21 protein-coding genes are annotated in these 22746 nt (G+C 34.9%); 9 read left to right on the top strand and 12 right to left on the bottom strand.

Features of this window, described 5'->3' with window-relative positions; translation table 11 throughout:
* Nucleotides 1-325 precede the first annotated feature (325 nt).
* The gene (gene capA, locus FFWV33_RS13155) at nt 326-1366 is read right to left on the bottom strand and encodes a cysteate synthase (RefSeq protein ID WP_108742550.1); all 1041 of its coding nucleotides are present in this window, start codon (nt 1364-1366) and stop codon (nt 326-328) included.
* A gap of 69 nt (nt 1367-1435) precedes the next feature.
* Nucleotides 1436-3496, bottom strand: a complete 2061-nt coding sequence (locus tag FFWV33_RS13150; protein ID WP_108741334.1) for a S9 family peptidase — start codon at nt 3494-3496, stop codon at nt 1436-1438.
* Nucleotides 3497-3639: 143 nt separating this feature from the next.
* Here FFWV33_RS13150 and FFWV33_RS13145 point away from each other — a divergent pair, with 143 nt between their 5' ends.
* Entirely contained in the window at nt 3640-3960 is a 321-nt protein-coding gene (locus tag FFWV33_RS13145) for a YbaB/EbfC family nucleoid-associated protein (protein ID WP_108741333.1), read from the top strand.
* A gap of 59 nt (nt 3961-4019) precedes the next feature.
* Here the strand turns inward: FFWV33_RS13145 and FFWV33_RS13140 are convergent, their stop codons facing one another.
* Nucleotides 4020-5045: a threonine aldolase family protein gene (locus FFWV33_RS13140; protein ID WP_108741332.1), complete on the bottom strand. Its 1026-nt coding sequence runs from the start codon at nt 5043-5045 to the stop codon at nt 4020-4022.
* Nucleotides 5046-5133: 88 nt separating this feature from the next.
* On the opposite strand from FFWV33_RS13140, the gene prfB reads away from it, so the two are divergent.
* Nucleotides 5134-6232, top strand: a protein-coding gene (gene prfB / locus FFWV33_RS13135) for a peptide chain release factor 2 (protein ID WP_108741331.1) whose coding sequence is annotated in 2 segments (ribosomal slippage) — nt 5134-5196 and nt 5198-6232 — 1098 coding nt in all. Because the reading frame shifts where the segments join, the coding sequence is not laid out codon by codon here.
* 192 nt (nt 6233-6424) lie between these two features.
* Complete coding sequence (gene lpxD, locus FFWV33_RS13130; protein ID WP_108741330.1) at nt 6425-7429, top strand: UDP-3-O-(3-hydroxymyristoyl)glucosamine N-acyltransferase; 1005 nt, start codon at nt 6425-6427, stop codon at nt 7427-7429.
* A 95-nt stretch (nt 7430-7524) separates the two neighbouring features.
* Here the strand turns inward: lpxD and FFWV33_RS13125 are convergent, their stop codons facing one another.
* Together FFWV33_RS13125 and FFWV33_RS13120 are read right to left on the bottom strand one after the other, a co-directional pair.
* A complete protein-coding gene (locus FFWV33_RS13125; RefSeq protein WP_108741329.1) occupies nt 7525-8988 on the bottom strand; it encodes a MoxR family ATPase in 1464 nt (487 codons plus the stop codon).
* Between the two features lie 88 nt (nt 8989-9076).
* Nucleotides 9077-10195, bottom strand: a complete 1119-nt coding sequence (locus tag FFWV33_RS13120; RefSeq protein ID WP_108741328.1) for a vWA domain-containing protein — start codon at nt 10193-10195, stop codon at nt 9077-9079.
* Between the two features lie 277 nt (nt 10196-10472).
* Here FFWV33_RS13120 and FFWV33_RS13115 point away from each other — a divergent pair, with 277 nt between their 5' ends.
* Entirely contained in the window at nt 10473-11225 is a 753-nt protein-coding gene (locus FFWV33_RS13115) for a DUF4339 domain-containing protein (protein WP_108741327.1), read from the top strand.
* 110 nt (nt 11226-11335) lie between these two features.
* Here FFWV33_RS13115 and FFWV33_RS13110 read toward each other — a convergent pair whose 3' ends face one another.
* From FFWV33_RS13110 to FFWV33_RS19390, 3 genes are read right to left on the bottom strand one after another with little or no spacing between them, the layout of a single operon-like run.
* Nucleotides 11336-11716 (bottom strand): YchJ family protein, encoded by a 381-nt coding sequence (locus FFWV33_RS13110; protein WP_108741326.1) that lies wholly within the window; start codon nt 11714-11716, stop codon nt 11336-11338.
* Between the two features lie 10 nt (nt 11717-11726).
* Nucleotides 11727-11954, bottom strand: coding sequence for a hypothetical protein (locus FFWV33_RS13105; RefSeq protein ID WP_108741325.1), 228 nt, complete (start codon nt 11952-11954; stop codon nt 11727-11729).
* 15 nt (nt 11955-11969) lie between these two features.
* Nucleotides 11970-12119, bottom strand: coding sequence for a hypothetical protein (locus tag FFWV33_RS19390; RefSeq protein ID WP_170111550.1), 150 nt, complete (start codon nt 12117-12119; stop codon nt 11970-11972).
* A 409-nt stretch (nt 12120-12528) separates the two neighbouring features.
* On the opposite strand from FFWV33_RS19390, the gene FFWV33_RS13100 reads away from it, so the two are divergent.
* Nucleotides 12529-14736 carry a PAS domain S-box protein gene (locus FFWV33_RS13100; protein ID WP_159086023.1) on the top strand — a complete coding sequence of 736 codons (2208 nt, stop codon included), beginning with the start codon at nt 12529-12531 and terminating at the stop codon, nt 14734-14736.
* Nucleotides 14733-15125 carry a response regulator gene (locus tag FFWV33_RS13095; RefSeq protein WP_108741323.1) on the top strand — a complete coding sequence of 131 codons (393 nt, stop codon included), beginning with the start codon at nt 14733-14735 and terminating at the stop codon, nt 15123-15125. Before FFWV33_RS13100 ends, FFWV33_RS13095 begins: the two co-directional genes overlap by 4 nt.
* 2 nt (nt 15126-15127) lie before the next feature.
* On the opposite strand, the gene FFWV33_RS13090 is transcribed toward FFWV33_RS13095, so the two are convergent.
* Nucleotides 15128-15676, bottom strand: coding sequence for a hypothetical protein (locus tag FFWV33_RS13090; protein ID WP_108741322.1), 549 nt, complete (start codon nt 15674-15676; stop codon nt 15128-15130).
* A gap of 103 nt (nt 15677-15779) precedes the next feature.
* On the opposite strand from FFWV33_RS13090, the gene FFWV33_RS13085 reads away from it, so the two are divergent.
* From FFWV33_RS13085 to FFWV33_RS13075, 3 genes are all read left to right on the top strand, one after another.
* Entirely contained in the window at nt 15780-16007 is a 228-nt protein-coding gene (locus FFWV33_RS13085; protein WP_108741321.1) for a hypothetical protein, read from the top strand.
* Nucleotides 16008-16162: 155 nt separating this feature from the next.
* Nucleotides 16163-16603 carry a KTSC domain-containing protein gene (locus FFWV33_RS13080; protein WP_108741320.1) on the top strand — a complete coding sequence of 147 codons (441 nt, stop codon included), beginning with the start codon at nt 16163-16165 and terminating at the stop codon, nt 16601-16603.
* Between the two features lie 367 nt (nt 16604-16970).
* Nucleotides 16971-18164 (top strand): multidrug effflux MFS transporter, encoded by a 1194-nt coding sequence (locus tag FFWV33_RS13075; RefSeq protein WP_108742549.1) that lies wholly within the window; start codon nt 16971-16973, stop codon nt 18162-18164.
* Between the two features lie 89 nt (nt 18165-18253).
* On the opposite strand, the gene FFWV33_RS13070 is transcribed toward FFWV33_RS13075, so the two are convergent.
* The 3 genes from FFWV33_RS13070 to FFWV33_RS13060 form a co-directional block, all read right to left on the bottom strand.
* Nucleotides 18254-18874 (bottom strand): L-threonylcarbamoyladenylate synthase, encoded by a 621-nt coding sequence (locus FFWV33_RS13070; RefSeq protein ID WP_108741319.1) that lies wholly within the window; start codon nt 18872-18874, stop codon nt 18254-18256.
* A 291-nt stretch (nt 18875-19165) separates the two neighbouring features.
* Complete coding sequence (locus tag FFWV33_RS13065; protein ID WP_108741318.1) at nt 19166-21499, bottom strand: ATP-dependent helicase; 2334 nt, start codon at nt 21497-21499, stop codon at nt 19166-19168.
* Between the two features lie 158 nt (nt 21500-21657).
* A complete protein-coding gene (locus FFWV33_RS13060; protein ID WP_108741317.1) occupies nt 21658-22704 on the bottom strand; it encodes an o-succinylbenzoate synthase in 1047 nt (348 codons plus the stop codon).
* Nucleotides 22705-22746: the final 42 nt, after the last annotated feature.

The raw sequence follows: 22746 nt of genomic DNA, 5'->3' as shown, positions 1-22746 counted from the left end.
ATTCCGTTTTTTATTTTAAAATTGAAACTGGTATCGAACTAAATACTTCAAACAATTCATCTATTGGATTCTTCTTTTTACTACCGGAATACTACTGATATAAACCAATAATTCCTTTTAGACCCGACAGCCCCAAAGTGTAGGGAGACATCCTGTTGTGTTGCGATAGTAAAATTAACAGCTATAGTGGATGGCGGGAACTTTATTTCATAAAAATGTCTAGTTGCCACACTACCAAAAATAATTAAACAATAAATTTCGATTAAGTCTAAAAAAAAAACTCCAGATCTCTCTGAAGTTTTATATAATTGTAAATAAGGAAACCTTATTTTATCATTTCGATTTTTTGTGACTCTTCTTCATTAATACTGTCGAAAAATCCTTGCTCGTTCATCCAGTCATCGCTAAATACTTTGCTCATGTAACGTGATCCATGATCGGGGAAAATGGCAATAACGTTACTGTTAGCATCAAATTCACCACCTTCGGCATATTGCCTGATGGCTTGCAAAACGGCTCCTGATGTGTAACCTACAAACATTCCTTCTTTTCTAGTGATTTCTCTCGCAGCATGTGCGCTTTCTTCGTCAGTTACTTTCATGAATTTGTCAATCACATCAAAGTCTGTTGCAGACGGAATTAAATTTTTACCCAAACCTTCTATTCTGTACGGATAGATCTCGTCGTTATCAAATTCTTTTGTTTCGTGGTATTTTTTCAATACCGAACCAAAAGCGTCAACACCTAGAATTTTGATATTCGAATTTTGCTCTTTTAAATACTTTGCTGTACCTGATATTGTTCCTCCTGTACCACTGCAAGCAACCAAGTGCGTGATTTTTCCGTTCGTTTGTTTCCAAATTTCTGGTCCAGTCGAATGGTAATGTGCATCAATATTTAACTGATTAAAGTATTGATTAATGTAGACAGATCCTTTGGTTTCTTCGTGCAAACGTTTTGCAACGCTATAATATGAGCGCTCATCGTCTGCAGCTACATGCGCAGGGCATACATATACCTTAGCACCAAGACTACGAAGCATATCAATCTTATCTTTGGATGATTTTGAACTCACAGCAAGAATACAGCTATACCCCTTGATGATGCTCACCATTGCCAAACTGAACCCTGTGTTACCAGAGGTAGTTTCGATAATCGTATCACCAGGAGTCAAAATCCCTTTCTTTTCTGCTTGTTCAATAATATATAACGCAATTCTATCCTTTGAAGAATGACCAGGATTAAAAGCTTCTACCTTAGCAAAGAAGTTACCTTCAATGTTTTCAGTTACTTTATTTAGCTTAATTAGGGGTGTATTCCCTATTAATTCTAAAACGTTATTATAAGCATTTATTTCTTCTTTCATAAAAAAATAGTTGATCAATGTTAATATTATTTAACTATGATAGTGTACAAATTTAACAAAAAAATTCGATTAGGCTTTAATTTTTTCTAAATCTAGTAAAAAACTAAACTCTTTTGCTAATTCTTTAAGAGCTTCAAAGCGACCTGAGGCACCTCCATGTCCTGCATCCATGTTTGTGTCGAGATACAAAACGGTATCATCTTGCTTGGCAACACGCAGTTTGGCAACCCATTTTGCTGGCTCCCAATATTGCACTTGTGAGTCATGCAAACCCGTTGACACATACATATTAGGATACGCTTGCTCCTTTATATTATCGTAAGGTGAATACGATCGCATGTAGTTATAGTATTTTTTTACATTTGGATTTCCCCATTCGTCATATTCTCCAGTCGTTAACGGAATACTGTCATCAAGCATAGTAGTCATTACGTCGACAAAAGGTACTTGCGCTATCACACCATGATATAATTCTGGCGCATCGTTACAAATTACTCCCATCAACAATCCTCCTGCCGATCCACCTTCTGCGTACAAATGTTGTGGACTTGTGTACTGCTGTTCAATAACATACTTTGAGCAATCAATAAAATCGGTAAAGGTATTTTTCTTGTGCAATAATTTTCCGTCTTCGTACCATTGACGTCCCAAATCCTCGCCTCCACGTATGTGTGCGATGGCATAGATGAAACCTCGATCTAAAAGTGATAATCGGGTCGACGAAAAATGAGCATCCATCGAGTGACCATACGAACCGTAAGCATATAATAACAACGGATTTTGTCCGTCTTTTTTCATTCCGTTTTTGTACACCATCGAAATGGGAACTTTAGTGCCATCTGCTGCAGTTGCCCAAACGCGCTCTTCGGTATAATTATTTTTATCAAATTTGCCACCCAAAACTTGCTGTTCTTTTTGAACCTCCTTTTCTTGAGTACGCATATTAAAATCAATAATTGATGAAGGCGTTGCTAGTGACTGATAGCTATAGCGCAATATTTCGGTTTCAAAATCTACGTTGGTAGATGTGTATGCCGTATAAGTTTCACTACCAAAAGGCAAATAATACTCTTGACTGCCATCCCAAGTCATGATTCTAATTTTGTTCAAACCGCCTGTGCGTTCTTCAAGAACTAAATATTTTTCGAAAATTTCGACATCTTCTAACAACACATCTTCACGATGGCCAATGATTTCGACCCAATTTTCAGCAGTTGTTGCGTCTTCGGGTGTTTTCATTAGTTTAAAATTCTCGGCATCATCCTTATTGGTCATGATGTAAAAACTGTTTTTATAATGATTGACGCTATACTCTACGCCTCTTTTTCTTTTTTGGAACATCTTGAATTTTCCATCTGGCGTATCGGCATTCAAAATACGATATTCTGTGGTCATCGTACTGCCTGACTCAATGGTAAGGTATTTTCTTGATTTCGATTTTGCAATATCTACATTATAAGTATCGTCTTTTTCGAAATAAACCAAAACATCGTCCTCTTGCTTGCTGCCCAATTTGTGTTTAAAAATTTTGTCAGAGCGCAAGGTTACTTCATCTTGTGAAGAATAAAATAAAGTATAATTGTCATTTGCCCAAACTGCCGAGCCTGTAACTTTTTCTATTTTATCGGCTAGAATTTCGTTTGTGACTAAGTTTTTAACTTGAATGGTATAAATTCGTCTACCTACACAATCGGTGCTAAACAACGCAAGTGTATTATCTGGGCTGATGCTCATTCCGCTTAATTTGAAATAAGCTTGCCCTTCGGCTAAAATATTGCAATCAAACAAGATTTCTTCAGCTGCAGTAAGACTCCCTTTTTTTCGAGCATAAATTGGATAACCTTTCCCAGTTTCAAAACGAGTGATGTAGTAATAACCGTTGTATAAATAAGGTACCGATTCGTCATCTTCTTTGATTCGGCTCTTCATCTCCTCGTACAAATCCTTTTGAAAATCCTTAGTATCGGCTGTCATAGCTTGATAATACTCGTTTTCTTTGTTTAGATAATCAATTACTTCTGGGTTTTCTCTATTGTTCAACCAAAAATAATTATCGGTTCGAACATCTGAAAATTTTTCTAAAGTGGTAGGTATAATTTTTGCAACTGGAGCAATTGTATTTTTTATCATAAGTATGATTTCGATTTTTTGATGAGATCAGAGGCAAAAATAAGACAAGACATCGACTTCACACGCTGTTTTAACCTAATTTAACATTGTGTATTGAACTGAATATATTATTTTTGGCTAAGTAAACTGCAAAAAATATAAAAATGGATTTAATGGGAATGATGGGTAAATTAAAAGAGACCCAAAATAAAATAGAAGAAACTAAAAAAAGATTGGATACTGTTCTTGTTGATGAACAAAGTACAGACGGATTGTTTAAAGTAACCATGACTGCCAACAGAAAAGTTACTGCCGTAACAATTGCTGATGAATTATTGGAAGATAAAGAACAATTGGAAGATTACATCATTATGGTGCTTAACAAAGCAATCGAAAAAGCTACAAAAGTAAACGAAGCTGAATTGGATGCCGTTGCCAAAATGGACATGCCAATGATACCAGGAATGGACAATTTGTTCAAATAAAACAAAATTTAAGTATAAAAAAAGCATGAATTGCATCAATTCATGCTTTTTTTATGTCTTTAAATGACTAGTTTTTCTAAGGCTTCTAGCACATAATTATGCATCACCTCACGATAATCCAAATGGGTAACCAACCTTAATTTGCCTTGTCCCATTGAACTGATGTAAATATTTTTTTGTTTCAATTTTTCCATCACTACCTTCTCTGTATATTGCGGTTTTATGGTAAAAATCACAATATTTGTTTCCACAGGAGCAATTTGATCTACCCAAGATGTTTTTCTTAGCGATTGTGCCAACTCATTTGCACGTCGGTGGTCTTCGACTAGTTTCGAAATATTATTTTCTAAAGCATACAAACCGGCTGCTGCCAAATATCCTGCTTGACGCATACCGCCACCCAACATTTTTCGAACACGCAAAGCCCTGTGAATTGTAGCTTTGTCACCCAATAATACCGAACCTACAGGAGCTCCCAAACCTTTGGATAAACAAACAGATATAGTATCGAACAATTGTCCGAACAATTTTGGATTTTGTTTCTTGGCCATCAAAGCATTCCAAATACGAGCACCATCCATATGAAACTTTAAATTATTAGCATCACAAACGGCTTTTATCTTTTGCAATTCGGCAATATCATAACAAGCACCTCCACCTTTGTTTGTGGTGTTTTCTACACAAACCAAACTCGTGAGAGGACTGTGATAAAATTCGGGATCATTAATATGTTGCGCCACCTGCTCTGCGGTTATCATTCCGCGATTACCATCTATCAAAGAAAAAGAGACGCCACTATTAAAAGAAGCTCCTCCACCCTCGTACAAATACACATGTGAGGTTTTGTCGGCAATCACTTGCTCGCCTGGGTTGGTATGTAATTTAATGGCTGTTTGATTGGCCATTGTTCCCGATGGAAAAAACAAAGCGGCTTCCATGCCAAATATTTGTGCCACAGTAGCTTCAAGCTCTATCACAGTAGGGTCTTGCTTGTAAACATCATCGCCTACTTGAGCATTAAACATACACTCTAGCATCTCGAAATTGGGCTTGGTGACTGTGTCACTAACCAAGTTTATATCCATATCTTTATTTTATGATCAAATACCCACAAGCTATGGCTTGCGTCTTTGCTATTTTTTTATATTTTTGTCGTACAAAATTACAAATTTTATGACAACTACCGAACAAATAAAAGGTATTGTAGAGCGCCTTGGTGCGTTGAGGAGGTATCTTTGACGTTGATGCTAAATTAATCGAAATTGCCAACGAAGAAGAGAAGACTTTTGCACCCGACTTTTGGAACAACGCCAAAGAAGCAGAACTTATTGTTAAGAACCTGACATCCAAAAAGAAATGGATTGAAGACTACAACAAAGCCATCGAATATACCGATGAATTGCAGATCGCTTATGAGTTTTATCGTGAAGGTGAATACACTCCTGAAGAACTTGATGCACAGTATTTAAAAACGGAACATCATATTGAATCGATCGAATTCAAGAACATGCTCTCTGATGAAGGTGACTCTTTGAGTGCTGTCATTCAAATTACTGCTGGTGCTGGTGGAACTGAAAGTTGTGACTGGGCAGAGATGCTCATGCGTATGTACATGATGTGGGCCGAAAAAAGTGGATACAAAATAAAAGAACTTAACTTTCAAAAAGGAGATGCGGCTGGAATCAAAACAGTTACTCTCGAAATTGAAGGAGATTATTCTTTTGGATATCTAAAAGGTGAAAATGGTGTACACCGATTGGTGCGTATTTCTCCATTTGACAGCAATGCCAAAAGACATACCTCATTTGTATCTGTTTATGTATACCCTTTGGTAGATGATACAATCGAAATCGAAATTAATCCTGCTGATATTGAAATCACAACAGCACGCTCTAGTGGTGCAGGTGGTCAAAATGTAAATAAAGTAGAAACTAAGGTTCAATTGGTACACAAACCATCCGGAATCCAGATTCAATGTTCAGAAACCCGATCACAGCATGACAACCGTAGTAGAGCAATGCAAATGCTACGATCACAGTTATACGAAATAGAGTTAAAAAAACAGCTTGAGCAACGTAACGATATCGAAGCCGGTAAGATGAAAATCGAATGGGGTTCTCAAATTCGAAATTACGTGATGCAACCTTATAAGTTGGTCAAAGATGTTCGTACTGGCTATGAGTCTAGCAACGTTGATGCAGTTATGAACGGAGAGATTGACGAATTTTTAAAAGCATATCTCATGATGATGGGACAAAAAGAAGAAGAGTAGAATTACTGTTCATTCGATAATAAAACCTTTCTAAACCCGTTTTAGAAAGGTTTTTTATTTATAAAATTAACAGATTTAAATAGATTTTGTCATTGTTTTTTTATTTTAATGTTAATTCTTGCGATGAAATTTAATTTTGATTAGGAATAGCAATAGTAAATCACTTTATTTGAATAATATAACCAACAAACTATGAAAAGCTATTCTATTTTAGAAATAAATGAAGTACTAAAAGGTGAAATCCTTGGAAATACAAATCAAAATATTACTGCTCCCGAACAACTTGAGGTAGCTACAAACACAGAAATATCATTTATAGGATCTCTAAAATACGAAAAGTTATGGGCTTCTTCAAATGCTTGTGCTGCCGTAGTAAACCAAGATATAACTATCGAACCTGGAGATAACAGAGCTTTTATCAAAGTAAAAAATGCAGACTTAGCCATGTCGCAAGTTTTAGAACTTTTTGCTTCACCGATGCCTGCTTTTGAAGTAGCAATCCACCCCACTGCAGTTGTAGATAAGACCGCAGTGATTTCAAACGGTGCCAAAATTGGTGCTGGTTGTTATATTGGACCAAATGTGACCATTGGAGAAAATAGCACTATTTATCCAAATGTGACCATCCTAGACGATTCAACAATTGGGAATGATACTGTAATTTGGTCTGGCGCTGTAGTTAGAGAACGTTGCCATATTGGTCACCATTGTATTATACATCCAAATGCAACAATTGGTGCAGATGGATTTGGTTTTAGACCTTGTCCAGAAAGAGGTTTGGTAAAAATTCCTCAAATCGGAAATGTAATTATCGGAAACAACGTTGAAATAGGTGCTAACACTTGTATAGACCGTGGTAAATTTAGTTCTACCGTATTAGGAGATGGTTGTAAAATAGATAATTTAGTTCAAATAGGCCACAACAGTAAATTGGGACGTTTTTGTATCATGGCCGGAAATTCAGGTTTGGCCGGTTCTGTAACGCTAGGAAACGGAGTCATAATTGGTGGTAGTGCTTCGATAAAAGACCATACTACTATTGGTGATGGTGCCACTGTAGGTGCAGGATCAGGAGTTACTGGTGATATTGCTGCAGGAAAAACAATGCTTGGATATCCTGCCGTTGAAGCACGTGATGCTTTGAAACAATGGGCTATCTTAAAACGATTAGTAAACGACTCAAAATGTAAATCATAAATAACGATTCATTCAAATTCATAAAAAAACCTGATACAGCGCAAACTGTATCAGGTTTTTTGGTAAAATAAAAACAAACAATTAAATTCTTCGTACTACAATTTACTGATGTAGCTACCGTAAATATCTTTGAATTGGTATCCTGTTGCAATACGGTCTTTACTTAATTTTTTATATTCAACCATCGCCCACAAAATAAATTCTTTCATGAACAAATGATCTTCTGGTGCTAAATCAGGTTGGTGTTTTTTAAGCAAAATTTCTAAAGGCACAATAGCGTTCAAAATTGTTTTGTACTCTTCATCGGTGGTGTCATCCAATAATTCGAAACCACTTTCGGCAAAAAACCATTCGATCAAATCGGTATAAGTTGTTTTTTCGTTTGGCTTCTCTAATTTTTCAATTTTAGGAAAGTACATTGGAAACAAAGTACGTATTGCAGACCCTAAAAGCTGCTGCGCTACAAATGCTGCTCCCTCCTGCTCGCCCTCATACACAAGCTCTACTTTTCCGGTAATAGCAGGAATGACTCCCATAAAATCAGACAAACGAACCGTAGTCGACTCTTCGCCATTTAGCAAAGCTCTTCTTTCGGCTGTGCTCAACAAATTCTCGTAGGCAGTAATGCTCATACGAGCACTCACTCCACTTTTGTAATCCACATATTCACTATCTCTAGCTTCAAAACCTATTTGTTCTAATAAATCTTTGGCTAATGATGGCACTTTTACTGTTTCTGTTTGTAATGCATCTAGTTTTGCTTCTTGCTCGGTAATAGTTCTAGCAATTGCTACAGATTCTGGATAATGCGTTAAAATTTGTGAGCCAATACGGTCTTTTAACGGAGTAACTATACTTCCACGATTGGTATAATCCTCTGGGTTTGCTGTAAATATGAATTGCAAATCCAAAGGCATACGCAGCTTGAACCCACGAATTTGAATATCTCCTTCTTGCAAAATATTGAACAAAGCCACTTGTATACGCGCTTGTAAATCGGGTAATTCATTGATCACAAAAATACAACGGTTGGCTCTAGGAATCATTCCGAAGTGTATTACGCGATCATCAGCGTATGATAATTTTAAATTCGCAGCCTTAATAGGATCAACATCTCCAATCAAATCGGCTACGGTTACATCTGGCGTCGCTAACTTTTCAGAGAAGCGATCACTACGGTGCAACCAAGATATTGGTGTATTATCACCTTGCTCGGCAAATAAATCTTGAGAATATCTAGAAATTGGTTTTAACGGATCATCATTAATTTCTGAACCCGTTACAAACGGAATATATTCATCTAATAACTCTACCATTTTACGAGCCAATCTTGTTTTCGCTTGTCCACGAAGCCCTAAGAAATTGATGTTGTGACGAGACAAAATTGCTCGCTCAAGTTCTGGAATTACGGTGTTTTCAAAACCATGAACTCCTTCAAATGTTGGTTTACCGGTTTTTAATTTCGCAATTAGATTTGCGCGTAATTCATCCTTAACCGACTTTGATTGGTATCCAGAAGCTTTTAATTCTCCTACTGTTTTTATATTTTCTATGTTCATGTTTTTTTTTCTGTAATTACTAAATTACTTAGATCCAAAGTTGCTAAGTTTTTATTTATTTTTAAAATTGAAGTTTGATTTCTGAATACTATTTCACACGTTTTTTTCGGTTCGTTTCATAATCCTCAAAAATCATTTCACCCAATCCTTTTAATCCGGTGTAGAATGCTTTTCCCTGGTTTGCTTCTGTAAATTTATTTACAAATTTTTGAAGATAAGGATCACTAGCAATCATGAAAGTCGTAATCGGAATATGCAGTTTTCGAGCTTGCTGTGCTTGCGTATAGCATTTGTCAACAATATAATCATCTAGACCATTACTGTTCATATAATAAGAGCCATCGCGTTCACGTATGCAACTTGGCTTACCATCTGTAATCATGAAGATTTGCTTGTTGGTATTTCGTTTTCTACGCAACATATCCATGGCCAATTGGAGGCCTGCTACCGTATTGGTATGATAAGGCCCTACTTTTAAATACGGTAAATCTTTGATGGCTATCGGCCAAGCATCATTACCAAATACCAAAATTTCTAAAGTGTCCTTAGGATAACGCGTTGTAATTAACTCGGCTAGTGCCATTGCAACCTTCTTTGCTGGCGTGATACGATCCTCTCCGTACAATATCATACTGTGGCTAATGTCGATCATCAACACCGTACTCATTTGCGATTTATGCTGAGAATCTTCTACAACCAAATCATTTTCGGTAAGCATAAAATCTCCAATACCATTGTTGATTTGTGCATTTCGCAAACTCTCCGTTAACGAAATTTTCTCTAAGCCGTCTCCAAAATGAAACGCACGCAACTCTCCAGTATGTTCATCACCTAGGCCAGAATGTTTGGTTTTGTGATTTCCAGAGCCTGATTTTTTTAAATTGCCAAATATCTGATCCAAAGCTTGCTGTCTAATAGCTCGTTCTGTTTTGGCTGTTATCCCCAAACCTCCTGAGCCATCTTCCTTCACTTCGTCCTTAATATATCCTTTCTTCTTTAAGTCTTCGATAAAATCATCAATGGTATAATTTTCATCGGTTAATTTGTACTCAACATCCAATTCCCGTAGCCAACTGATTGCTTCGTCAAAATCACCAGATGTATGAGTTATCAATTCTTTGAAAATACCAAAAAGCTTGTCAAAAGGAGATTGCGTTGGCGCTGTATATTGCTTGAAGTAAAACCCTTTTTTAAATTCTTTTTTCATCCGCAGATTGTATTTATAGTGTTTATTTTGTGTTGTTTAGCTAATAATACCTAAGTTGGTTTTACCAGCTATTCACAAATTTAAAATTACAGCTTTTTAAACGGAAGCACTCGCTAACGGTTATTAATTTTTAGTTAAAGTCTAACCGTAAAAGGTTTTACTTTTCGAAAAAAAAGACAATCACAACCTTTTGGGCCCAGTAGATTATCTTGTAAAAATATAAATGATGGAATGAATTTTGTTTTGTATTTTTGAAAACAAAACAAGAGTAAAGAATATGAATAGTTACTTTTTACACAACGGTACAGACAGCATCGGCCCCTTTACAGTTGAAGAATTAAAAACCATGAACCTTAAGAGCAGTACACCTATCTGGTCTCAAGGAATGCCTGATTGGACAACTGCAGCAGAAATAGCCGAATTAAAACCATTGTTCACTGTTACTCCGCCTCCAATAAAAAAAATTATACCAGCACCTGAACCCGCTTTTTCACCGCTAGTAGTAGAAGCGGAAATAATTGAACCGGTCAAACATAAAAAAAGTAAACGCATTTTTGGACTGAATAGAAGCGTGTTTATTTTTGTTGCTTTCTTCAGCGTCTTAATTATTGCTAGTTATTGTTTGAGTTTATACCAAGACAGTCGTCGTGAGGCATCTGAATTAAAAAATGAGCAAACAGAAAAAAATAATGTTCAATATCGCTTGCAACAAAAAGAGATAGAAGAACAAAAGATTCAGATGGAAATTCAACAAAAAATTGAAGCAGATCGAATGTTGAAAGAAAAGAAAGAAATGCTTAATGCAAAAATTTTAGCGAATAATGACTTATTAGCAACGGCAAATTCAAATTTTGAAATCGCTAAAAAGAAATTAGATGAAGCATCAAACTTTCAGTTTTTTAGATCAGAAGACGAGCGCTATCAAGAAATTGCTTTAGAACAAAAGCAAGTGAGTTATTGGAAAAAAGAAGTAGAAAACATTATCAACGACACTGATCGAATCAAATTAGAACTAGAAAATTTACATTAATCGAAAAGAAAAATTAGGTCAAAAACTGCTGTCTTATTTTTTTTTCGAAAATAAAAATGCTATTAACTTTAGTATAATAGCGAGAAACTAGAAGAATTCAAAGTTACCAATTACAAAAAGGTCCCATCAACATAATACCATTGTTCTCCCTCTTGTTTAAAAGTGGAGTATTCATGATGCACGTGATCGATTCCGTTTTCGTCTTTGTAGTATGCTTTAAACCGTACTTTATTATCAACTGCTTCCAATACAGACAATTTGATCCACTGATTAGCTTTTGACCAATCCAAAATATCCTCCTTATTATGATGCTTACGCGTAGAGATATGTGTAGTAGCTACCAAATAATCTGCGTTTTGAATAGCAAAGGCAGTGTAGCGAGACCGCATGAGTTGCTCAGGAACGATGGCTAGTTGCCTGCCTTCAAGTATGGGCTCACAGCAGTTAGAAAAAGCTGCACCAGAACAACAGTAACATAATCTTGCAGCCATAATTTTGATATTAGTCTTCTATGGTTGGGTTAATTTTCATAAACAATTGATTCAGTAAAACTTGATATTTACTAATTTCAATTAAATGATCATCATCATCTGCAAAGTCTAATAATTCATCAAGTTCTTCATTCAATACAATTAATTTGTTACCTGCTTCAACTGTATTTTTAGTAGCGATTAAATCAATTACCTCTTGAACATTATTTTTAATTAATGAGAATTTATCGTTTTCCATATTTCTTATCTTAAACTACTCTTCAGTAGTTTTACTTTCGTTATACTTTTTTGCAATTGCTTTCAATTGTTCTTTTCGAGTAATTTCAGCTTGCTTTACTTTATTTTGAGCTTTGTGCAATTTATCGTTGTGCTTTTTTATATTCCTTTCGTTGTTCCTTCCCATAATTTTTTTTCACTTAACAGAGGCCAAATATAGCCCAAAAGCATCAATGAAGCACTATTTTGAGACAAAAACACAAGAATTACGGTACGAAACAATATTATATTGCCGAAAAAACACTTTATAACCAGCTTTTTATATCAATAACAAAATAATACCCTTTAAAGCTGTTTCATGTATTTAAAACCCTATATTTGTGTAGAGCCATGCTTCAAAGGACTGCCTTTTTTGCTGCTTTTTGAAACTACAAATACAAGCGAGCATGGATATAAACAAAGAACTACTATATAGAAGGTTGTACCTACATAAACCTCGCTTAATTGGCTTTGTAGCTTGTTTATTACTACTTTCGATAGTCTCGTACATAATCTCTCAACAGTACCTAATTGCAAAGGAATATAAATCTGATCGCATGGAGAATTACCTAAGTGTAGTTCAACAAGATTTTGAAAAAACCTTAAAAAATTCCTATACCACCACACTATCTCTCGCACTCACTATCAATGACGAAGGTAACCCAGCTCAATTTGAAGCTATTTCGAAAAAATTAATTGCAGCCAATCCTAATTTAGATTGCGTGCAACTAGTACCCAATGGTATTATTACCTATGTGTATCCATATGAAGCAAATAAAGCTGCCCTTGGTTTTAATGTTTTAAAATCAAAATCACATCGTGCAGAGGCACTAAAATCAATTGAAAGTCAAAAGATTTATTTCGCTGGTCCAATTGATTTATTACAGGGCGGAAAAGGAATAGTTGGAAGACTTCCCATTTATAAGAACAATAAATTTTGGGGATTTTCTGCTGTCGTAATTCGGCTTGACAATATTGTATCCTTTTTTGAAAAACATAGTCCAAAGAATGCGAATTATGATATTCAGTTATCAAAGATAAATCCGATTACAAAAAAAGAAGATTTTTATCTGAACGGACCAACTAATCTAAAAAACCTCCAAAATGTATCTGCAACCATTTCAGATGGTGGATGGAAATTATATCTAATCGATAAAAACCCAGCGTCTTTAATCGATTCAAAAATCATCATGATTGGTGTTTTCGGCTTTATTTTATCTATTTTATTTGGATTTTTAACTACATCTATTTTACAGATTCCGATTGACTTAAGATCCTTACTTGAACAACAAGCAGGCACCATATTAGAAAGTGAGTTAAAGTTTAAAACCTTTTTTGACCAAGCTGCAGTTGGAATCGCAAATATAAGTAAGGATGATGGAAAATTTATTACCATAAATAACAAGTTTGCATCGCTACTAGGTTATTCTACCCAAGAAATGAAGACCAAAAGTTTCATGGAAATTACCCATCCTGAAGATCTGGAAATCGACTTAGAGCATCTTAACAAACTTAAAAATGGAGAAATAAACAAGTATGCAATAGAAAAAAGGTATTTCAAGAAGAACGGTAAAATAATTTGGGTCAAACTGACCGTCTCAAAATTAAAAACTTCAGATGGGTTTGACGCGAGTTACATCTCTATTGTTGAAAATATTTCGAAAAGAAAAATAGCAGAAAAAAAATCGAAGGAGTATCAAAAAAAGATAGAATCACTAATAAATACAATCGACGGAATTGTATGGGAATGCGAGGCGGAAACTTTTCAATTCAATTTTGTTAGCAACAAGGTAGAAACTATTTTAGGTTATACACCACAAGAATGGCTAGCTAGTCCTACTTTTTGGCAAGATCATATACACCCAGACGATAAACCCAATACACTTAATTTTTGCTCTAATAAATTAAAATTACTTGAAGACCATGATTTCGAATACCGTATGATTGCTAAAGATGGATCTGTGGTTTGGTTGCGTGATATTGTAAATGTTATTCAAGACAAAGATGGGGCAAGTTGCCTTAGAGGTATTATGATTGACATTACTAAAACTAAACTTACTGAATATGAACTTCATAATTCGTTCGATTTAGTTACAGAACAAAACAAAAGATTACTTAATTTTTCTTATATTGTATCACATAATCTTAGATCACATACAAGCAATATTATATCCTTAACCGATTTAATTCAGACTGCTGATTCAGAGAAAGAAATACAAGAATATGTATGCTTGTTGCAAAATGTATCGAATGCTTTAAATGAAACCTTAGAAAACTTAAACGAAGTTGTAAATATTCAATCCAATTTAGGATTAGTCATAGAAAATATAAAACCAAACGAGTATATTGCCAACGCAATCGAAATCTTATCTGATAAAATTAAATTAAAAGGAGTTGCTATACAGACTTCAATTGGAGATAATATTAGTTTACGTTACAATCCAGCTTATTTTGAAAGCATTTTGTATAATTTGATTTCCAATGCGATACGATACAGCCATCCAGATAGAGTACCTGAAATAAGTATTGATGTAGTAGAAGAAGATAACACTACAGTGCTAACAGTTACCGACAATGGAATTGGGATTGATTTAGAAAAACAAGGAGATAAAATGTTTGGTATGTATAAAAAATTCACGAACAACCCCGAATCCAAAGGTATTGGACTATTTATTACAAAAAATCAAATCGAGGCAATGGGGGGTAGAATAACGGTCGAAAGCAAGCCTAATATTGGGACAACATTTAAAATTTACATTTCATGAAGAAAACTATATGGCTGATCGATGATGATCCTATTTATCAAATCATAATGAAAAAAATAATCCATAAATCGGATTTATTTTCTACTATTTCTTCCTTTGCTAACGGAAAGTCAGCAATTGAAGCCTTAAAAGTTGCCATAGAAGAAAACAATCCTTCTTTACCTGAAATTATTTTACTAGATATCGAAATGCCAATTATGGACGGTTGGGGCTTTATGCAGGAAATAGCATTAATGGACAAATCAAAATTAGAGTCAGTTTTAATTTATATCTCAAGTTCTTCCATTGCAGTTGAAGATAAAGAAAAAGCAAAATGCAATAGCTCCATTTTGGGATATATGTCTAAACCCGTTAAACTTGAAGATTTAATAGCTATCGCAACCACTTAAACCTATGATAATAAACTACTTTTAACTTGCTCTAATGTTTTATTGGTATAAATGAGCTGTTCTATAATTTCTTTTCTTAAATCATCAATGTCTTCATAGTCAAAGTATTTTGCCCAAGAAGTTAACTGTTGCAGGTTACGAATTTGTTTGATCTTTTTGGTCGTTTCAAAACTGGTGCGCAAAATAGCTTTGCGGTCATACCTCGGACAATTTTTGTGCTGATAATTGACAAGATTATTGATATAATCGACCTCAATATAATATAATTCATCTTCGGCATTGTCAGGATAAAAATTATCCCAAGGAGCAAAACCAAGCTTCTTTTTCTCCACTGTTTCTGGATCCAGCGCAATCAAGCGCCACTTACTATTGGCCAATCTCCCCCAGTGATTGGAGTAACGATACATTCCGTTTTCGGTATAATAATAGGAACTCCCTGCTTTGCTTTCGAACTGGCATTTTAATCCTTTTAACTCAAAAGGCATAACCTCTGTGAATTCACAAAATGTATTTTTAAACGAATTTGGACTCGGTCTGAAGATTTTTTCCATGCGCAAATATAACAAGAAACCACAAAAGAGAATATTAGTTTCTAGATAATAACTATCTTTGCATTCGATTTTGCTTTAGATAACAATACAAATAAAATAAAAAATGCTACAAAAAGGAGTTTATACAGGTGTGATAGAAAAAGATGAAAACAACAATTTTTTTTGTGGTGAATATCTTTTAGATTATCAAATGGTCGTTGCTAAACATGTTGTAGGTGACATGGTTACAATAAAAACCATCATCGAAAACCCAAGTGATATTAGCCATAACAAATACCCAAAGAAGTCAAAAAACTTTGACAAGGCCAATAACAAACCTGAAAACAAATAAACGATACACTACCCTATCCTAGCGTGCTTGTGATGAATAATTTCGCCAAGAACTCTGAATAGTTAAAAAAAAGTGTACCTTTGCAAAAAATTGTTGATTTTTAAAATTAAAAAAAAACAATTTACACATTAAAAGACAAGCAGTTACCTTAATTTATGAAAAAAATAGTTGAATACCGCAAACTACTAAGTGTAGATAAAACAGTACAATTAAAAGAACTTAAAACCATTTATCGTAATGCGATGAAAGATTCACATCCTGATAAATTTCAAGGTGATGATGCTGGTCTTAAAGAAGCTGAAGAAAACAGTAAAAGAATTATTGAAGCATACCACTTTTTGGTAAGTATCAATCCTGAAACAATTAAAGCAAATTTACCAGAATACACTGAAACTACTTCAACAGCGACAATTACTGATTATAAATTTACTGATGGTAGATTAATCATTAATTTCTCTAACGGTAGTGTATACGAATACATTAGTGTACCAAAAGCAACTTATGTAAAGATGGTGAATGCAGATTCTCCTGGACGTTTTGCAAAAAGACACATTTTCAATGCTTTTCCATACAGAAAAACAATCAACCAAGACTAATTAATTAGTTTTATAGTTTAAAAGCAAGCTGTCTATTTAGACAGCTTTTTTTATCTCTTTATTTTTTTTTATAAAAAAAAAACGATCCGCTCAAAGGAACGGATCGCCAAACTAACCAAATTATATTTATCTTAAAAAATGTAATTTTAAAATTAAAATAAACTGTATACGACTACAACTTTTACTATTGGATTTTAAACTATTAAAATTATTTTATCACATCTTTCAATATAAGAATAAACAAACTTGAATTGGTTTAATGTCTTTTTTAATTTTAACAGATCATTAACATCAATACATAAACATAATATAATCAATGGTAATGTGTCAAAATATTTCATTGGTACTACAAATAAAAAAATATTTAATGATAAAGGCTAATAATTTTAAGATAATTTTAATATTAGGTGGACTAACTGCACTTGGCCCCTTCTCAATTGACATGTATTTACCAGGATTTTCAGGTATTGCCACAGATTTAAATACAACTGTTGCAAAAGTTGCAATGACATTATCAAGCTATTTTATAGGAATTTCTGCAGGACAGTTGCTCTATGGTCCACTATTAGACCGTTTTGGAAGAAAGATTCCACTATTTATCGGGCTTTTAGTCTACATACTTGCCTCTCTTGGTTGTGTTTTTGTTCCAGATATCGATACTTTTATCGGATTACGATTTATTCAAGCCGTTGGTAGTTGCGCCGCAACTGTAGCATCTGTCTCAATGGTGCGTGATCTATTTCCCGTAAAAGAGATACCAAAAGTTTTCTCTATGCTAATGCTTGTAGTAGGTTTATCTCCTATGCTTGCGCCTACGATTGGTGGTTATGTGACCGCTAGTTATGGTTGGCAACCTGTATTTTTGATTTTAATGTGTTTAGGGATAATAATTTTGCTAGCAGCACATTTTGGGTTACCAAACACCTACACGCCTGATCCCACGATTTCTTTAAAGCCAAAACCTATTTTGAAGAATTTTTGGACAGTATTAAAAGAGCCTCAATTTTATACTTATGCCTTTACAGGAGCTATTTCGTTTTCAGGTTTATTTACCTATGTAGCCGCTTCTCCAATTTTATTCATGGATATTTTTGCAGTAGATGCAAAATTATACGGCTGGATATTTGCTTTCATGTCATGTAGTTTTATCGGTGCAAGTCAATTAAACTCTTTACTTTTGCGCAAATTCACTAGTGAGCAAATGATATTTGGTGCCTTATTAACGCAGTCTGTAATCATAATCACTTTTTTGATTGCTGCCATCAATAATCTATTGGGACTTTGTGGAACGATTGCTTTACTATTTATGTACTTAGGTTGTTTGGGAATTTCAAACCCAAACACTGCTGGATTAACATTAGCCCCTTTTACCAAAAATACAGGTAGTGCATCTGCCTTAATGGGAGCGATACAGTTAGGACTTGGAGCAATAGCTTCATTTGCAGTAGGTATATTTGTAATTAACTCTATGGTACCTATGACAATTATTATGGCAACAACAACCATTACTGCCTTGATAATCTTGCAAATAGGAAAACGTACCATCAAAGTAAAACATTAATATACCTCAATAAAACTATCACTTTTCAGCATAAAAAAACTCGCAAATATGAATTTGCGAGTTTTTTTATGTATTATCTAGTTTCGGACCTATAAAATATCCAAGCTTCCTTTTCCTTCACGAATAACTACAGGCTCATCTTCAGATAAATCAATAATGGTAGAGGCTATATTATCTCCATAACCGCCATCGACTACCATATCAACAAGATTTTGCCATTTTTCGAAAATTAATTCGGGATCTGTCGTATACTCCACAACATCATCCTCATCACGAATAGAGGTCGTCACAATAGGATTCCCTAATTGACGTACAATTTCAAGAACGATACTATTATCTGGAACACGAATACCCACCGTAGTTTTCTTTTTAAACTCTTTGGGTAAATTATTATTACCCGGAAGAATAAATGTATAAGGCCCAGGCAAAGCACGCTTCAAAATTTTGAAAGTTGCCGTATCAATCTGACGCACATAATCTGAGAGATTACTTAAATCGTGACAGATGAATGAGAAATTAGCTTTATCAAGCTTCACTCCTTTTATTCTTGCAATTTTCTCTAATGCTTTTGAGTTGGTAATATCACAACCTAAACCATAAACCGTATCTGTTGGATAAATGACCAAACCTCCTGCTTGCAGTACTTTAACCACTTTGGCTATAGCTGCTTCACTAGGTTTATCTTCGTATATTTTTATAAATTCTGCCATTTTTTCGTTTTCTTAGTTGTTCTAACTGAAGGTAAATCCTCCAATTGCATTTTATTTGTATCCTTTATAACTAATTGTTTCTACACCTATCAAAAGGCGTAGACATTTTGCAGAGAATAGCTGTATTGAATAATCTACTCTATCAATCGTGATATTTTTTATTAGATTAACAGTCAGTAGTCTTATTTTATCGATTACTCAATGACAAAAACTAGCTTCTATAGCTTTGAATAGACCAAACGTTTCAGAGTCTAATACGCTTTCATTCAGTTAGTAGATTTACTTACTAATTTAACCAATAATATCCAACTTTGCAAAGCGTAGTAATAGTTTCTTGATACCACCAACTTCAAACTTAATTTCGGCTTTTTTATCAGCAGCAATCCCTTCTAAATTTAAAACCTGCCCTTTTCCAAAACGTTCGTGCATGACGATATTACCTATAGTCAATTGATTATCAAACAAATTGGCTTGCGAATTACTTGCATTTGCGCCTACTGGTTTTAACTTTCTAACATTCATCTCTGAACTAGGATCATTTGGAGATTTTTTTACCGGTGGTTTTCCTGCAACTGGTTTTGATAATCTAAATTTTGATTTATCAACATCATCAAAAATATCTTTATCGATCGTTGACTGGTAACGATAATTACTCTCTGGCGGCGTTAAATACTCCAAATATTGACTATCAATTTCCTCTATAAATCGTGAAGGTTCACAATCGGTCAATTTACCCCAGCGGTAACGAGACTGCGCATAGGTAAGATACGCTTGATGCTCTGCACGTGTGAGCGCTACATAAAACAACCTACGCTCCTCCTCTAGTTCACTACGGGTGCTCATACTCATTGCAGACGGAAACAAATCTTCTTCCATCCCTACCACAAATACATGCGGAAATTCCAACCCTTTGGCCAAGTGAATCGTCATTAATGCCACACGATCTTGGTCTGTTGTATCATTGTCTAGATCGGTAGCCAAGGCTACATCTTCCATAAATTCTTCCAATGATCCTCTAGCTCCGTCAACTTCGACTTGTCCTTCGGTGAAATCTTTTATACCGTTCAGTAACTCTTCTATATTTTGAATTCGCAACATCCCCTCAGGTGTAGCGTCTTTTTTTAACTCTTGAACCAAACCAGACTTTTTGGCCACATGATCAGTCAAGAAAAAGGCATCTTGTTTTTCGTTAATTACTTGAAAACTACGAATCATCAATACAAAATCTTTTAGCTTTTGTTTGGTTCCGTTATTAAGTTTCAAATCAATTTTATCAATATTTTGCATGACCTCAAAGATCGAACGCTTATAATGATTGGCAGCAACAGTAAGTTTCTCAATGGTAGTATCACCAATTCCTCTAGCAGGATAATTGATCACACGAAACAAAGCTTCCTCATCTTTTGGGTTAATTACTAATCGTAGATAACACAATACATCTTTGATCTCTTTTCGTTGATAAAAAGACAAACCACCATAAATACGGTACGGAATATCTCTTTTACGCAATGCGTCCTCCATTGCACGTGACTGCGCGTTGGTACGGTACAATATGGCAAATGATCCATTATGCAACTGGTTTTGCATCTTTTGTTCGAATATTGTACTTGCAACAAAACGCCCTTCCTCGGCATCGGTCATGCTTCGGTGGATTTTAATTTTCGGACCAAAGTCGTTTGCTGTCCAAACAATCTTGTCCAGCTTTACTTTATTTTTGTCAATAATTGTATTGGCTGCTTCTACAATATTTTTGGTCGAACGGTAATTTTGTTCCAAACGGTAAGTTTGCACCCCTTCGTAATCCTTTTGGAAATTCAAAATATTATTGATATTGGCGCCACGGAAGGCATATATACTTTGCGCATCATCTCCAACCACACAAATGTTCTGGAATTTATCAGACAAAGCTCTTACAATCAAATATTGGGAGTGGTTGGTATCTTGGTACTCATCCACCATGATGTATCTAAAACGGTTTTGGTATTTTGCCAAAACTTCAGGAAAACGCGTTAATAGCTCATTGGTTTTCAACAATAAATCATCAAAATCCATTGCTCCCGACTTGAAGCAGCGGTCTACATAATTACGATATATTTCTCCCATACGAGGCTTTTTGGCCATCGCATCGGCTTCTTGTAAATCAGGATCGTTGTAATAGGCTTTTACCGTAACCAAACTATTTTTGAAACTCGATATACGACTCAAAATTTGCTTAGGCTTATATACATCCTTATCCAATTGCATTTCTTTGATAATTCCTGAAATAGCACGGAGTGAATCCTGGGAATCATAAATCGTAAAATTGGATGGGAATCCTAATTTATCAGCTTCTGAACGCAAAATCTTTGCAAATATGGAGTGAAATGTCCCCATCCAAAGGTTTTTTGCTTCGCTTGCCCCAACAATTGAAGCAATACGTTCTTTCATCTCGCGAGCTGCTTTATTGGTAAAGGTTAAAGACAGAATATTAAACGCATCAACACCTTGTTGCATCAAGTAGGCAATTCGGATGGTTAACACACGCGTTTTACCAGAACCAGCACCAGCGATGATGATCATAGGGCCTTCCTTTTGTAAAACAGGTAATTGCTGTGCTTCGTTTAATTGGGATATATATTGTTGCATGAAAATTTCTATTTATGCAAAAATAAGAATTTAAGAATTAAAAAAGGTTTGTATGGAAAGTTTTAAAACGAATAAGGATACTAAAAAATGCATTTGGATCAAGATAAATCTAGATCATCAAGGTAAGTTTTAAAATGAAAACTTTTTCAGTTAAATAATTAAGAAAGTTGTTCGAACTCAAATTCCCAACCTAGCTCCGGTTTGTACCACAATTGTCCTTTTTCTACCGATAGCGGACTCTCAAAATTATTAGTATAAAGAGCACCTGTACCCAAACCTTGCGGCATAGGATTATTCAATAAATAGGTCCATTGTGCGATAGCATTAAGACCAATATTACTCTCTAAGGCAGAGGTAATCCACCAACCAATATTGTATTTTTCGGCCAATAATATCCATTCCATTGTACCTTTGAAGCCACCCACAAAACTAGGTTTCAAAATAATGTATTGTGGCATAATTTTCTGCAACAAAGCTTCCTTATCTTCTTGCTTAAACTCACCAATTAGCTCTTCGTCCAAGGCAATAGGAAAAGGTGTCGTTTTACACAAATCTGCCATCCTGTCAGTATTGTTTTTTCGAATCGGTTGTTCTATACTATGTAACTCAAATTCAGTTAATTGATTTAGCTTATCTAAAGCTACATTTAAACCAAAAGCACCATTAGCATCGACTCTAATTTCTATCTTCTCAGCGGTGAATTTACTTCGAATAAAACGCAATAATTTTAATTCTTGATCAAAATCTATAGCACCAATTTTCAATTTAATACAATGAAAGCCCTGACCCAGTTTTTCATGAATTTGCTCCATCATAAAATCGGTATCTCCCATCCAAACTAGTCCGTTAATTGAAATCGATTTTTCTTGGTTGGTAAAAGCAGATGGATATAGCAAAAACGGATTTTCACTAGCCAATGACAAGAACGCCATTTCTACTCCAAACTGAATCGAAGGAAACTCCAAAAGCGCTTCCCAAAGTTTATTTTTACCCAAGTGAATGTTCTCACAAGTCCATTGCAATTTGGCTTCATAATCCGGTCTGTCATCTGCACTTAAACCACGCAAAATACCACACTCCCCGATTCCTTTTTTACCTTCATCCTCAAGCACAATAAACCATGTTTCTTTTTGCGTCATCACACCCCTAGAAGTTCCAGATGGACGTTTGAAGTCGAGCATGTATTTATAAAAAGAAGCTGTCATAGGATATTGATTTAAAATTAGCGATTATAGAGTAATGATTGA

Source organism: Flavobacterium faecale (assembly GCF_003076455.1).
Taxonomy (GTDB): domain Bacteria; phylum Bacteroidota; class Bacteroidia; order Flavobacteriales; family Flavobacteriaceae; genus Flavobacterium; species Flavobacterium faecale.
This window is presented reverse-complemented; position numbering and strand designations above follow the sequence as displayed.

What these genes read in the sequence shown, in the direction of transcription:
- capA (WP_108742550.1), bottom strand. Translation starts at nt 1,366, where the DNA reads ATGAAAGAAGAAATAAATGCTTATAATAACGTTTTAGAATTAATAGGG.
- FFWV33_RS13150 (WP_108741334.1), bottom strand. Translation starts at nt 3,496, where the DNA reads ATGATAAAAAATACAATTGCTCCAGTTGCAAAAATTATACCTACCACT.
- FFWV33_RS13145 (WP_108741333.1), top strand. Translation starts at nt 3,640, where the DNA reads ATGGATTTAATGGGAATGATGGGTAAATTAAAAGAGACCCAAAATAAA.
- FFWV33_RS13140 (WP_108741332.1), bottom strand. Translation starts at nt 5,045, where the DNA reads ATGGATATAAACTTGGTTAGTGACACAGTCACCAAGCCCAATTTCGAG.
- lpxD (WP_108741330.1), top strand. Translation starts at nt 6,425, where the DNA reads ATGAAAAGCTATTCTATTTTAGAAATAAATGAAGTACTAAAAGGTGAA.
- FFWV33_RS13125 (WP_108741329.1), bottom strand. Translation starts at nt 8,988, where the DNA reads ATGAACATAGAAAATATAAAAACAGTAGGAGAATTAAAAGCTTCTGGA.
- FFWV33_RS13120 (WP_108741328.1), bottom strand. Translation starts at nt 10,195, where the DNA reads ATGAAAAAAGAATTTAAAAAAGGGTTTTACTTCAAGCAATATACAGCG.
- FFWV33_RS13115 (WP_108741327.1), top strand. Translation starts at nt 10,473, where the DNA reads ATGAATAGTTACTTTTTACACAACGGTACAGACAGCATCGGCCCCTTT.
- FFWV33_RS13110 (WP_108741326.1), bottom strand. Translation starts at nt 11,716, where the DNA reads ATGGCTGCAAGATTATGTTACTGTTGTTCTGGTGCAGCTTTTTCTAAC.
- FFWV33_RS13105 (WP_108741325.1), bottom strand. Translation starts at nt 11,954, where the DNA reads ATGGAAAACGATAAATTCTCATTAATTAAAAATAATGTTCAAGAGGTA.
- FFWV33_RS19390 (WP_170111550.1), bottom strand. Translation starts at nt 12,119, where the DNA reads ATGGGAAGGAACAACGAAAGGAATATAAAAAAGCACAACGATAAATTG.
- FFWV33_RS13100 (WP_159086023.1), top strand. Translation starts at nt 12,529, where the DNA reads ATGGAGAATTACCTAAGTGTAGTTCAACAAGATTTTGAAAAAACCTTA.
- FFWV33_RS13095 (WP_108741323.1), top strand. Translation starts at nt 14,733, where the DNA reads ATGAAGAAAACTATATGGCTGATCGATGATGATCCTATTTATCAAATC.
- FFWV33_RS13090 (WP_108741322.1), bottom strand. Translation starts at nt 15,676, where the DNA reads ATGGAAAAAATCTTCAGACCGAGTCCAAATTCGTTTAAAAATACATTT.
- FFWV33_RS13085 (WP_108741321.1), top strand. Translation starts at nt 15,780, where the DNA reads ATGCTACAAAAAGGAGTTTATACAGGTGTGATAGAAAAAGATGAAAAC.
- FFWV33_RS13080 (WP_108741320.1), top strand. Translation starts at nt 16,163, where the DNA reads ATGAAAAAAATAGTTGAATACCGCAAACTACTAAGTGTAGATAAAACA.
- FFWV33_RS13075 (WP_108742549.1), top strand. Translation starts at nt 16,971, where the DNA reads ATGATAAAGGCTAATAATTTTAAGATAATTTTAATATTAGGTGGACTA.
- FFWV33_RS13070 (WP_108741319.1), bottom strand. Translation starts at nt 18,874, where the DNA reads ATGGCAGAATTTATAAAAATATACGAAGATAAACCTAGTGAAGCAGCT.
- FFWV33_RS13065 (WP_108741318.1), bottom strand. Translation starts at nt 21,499, where the DNA reads ATGCAACAATATATATCCCAATTAAACGAAGCACAGCAATTACCTGTT.
- FFWV33_RS13060 (WP_108741317.1), bottom strand. Translation starts at nt 22,704, where the DNA reads ATGACAGCTTCTTTTTATAAATACATGCTCGACTTCAAACGTCCATCT.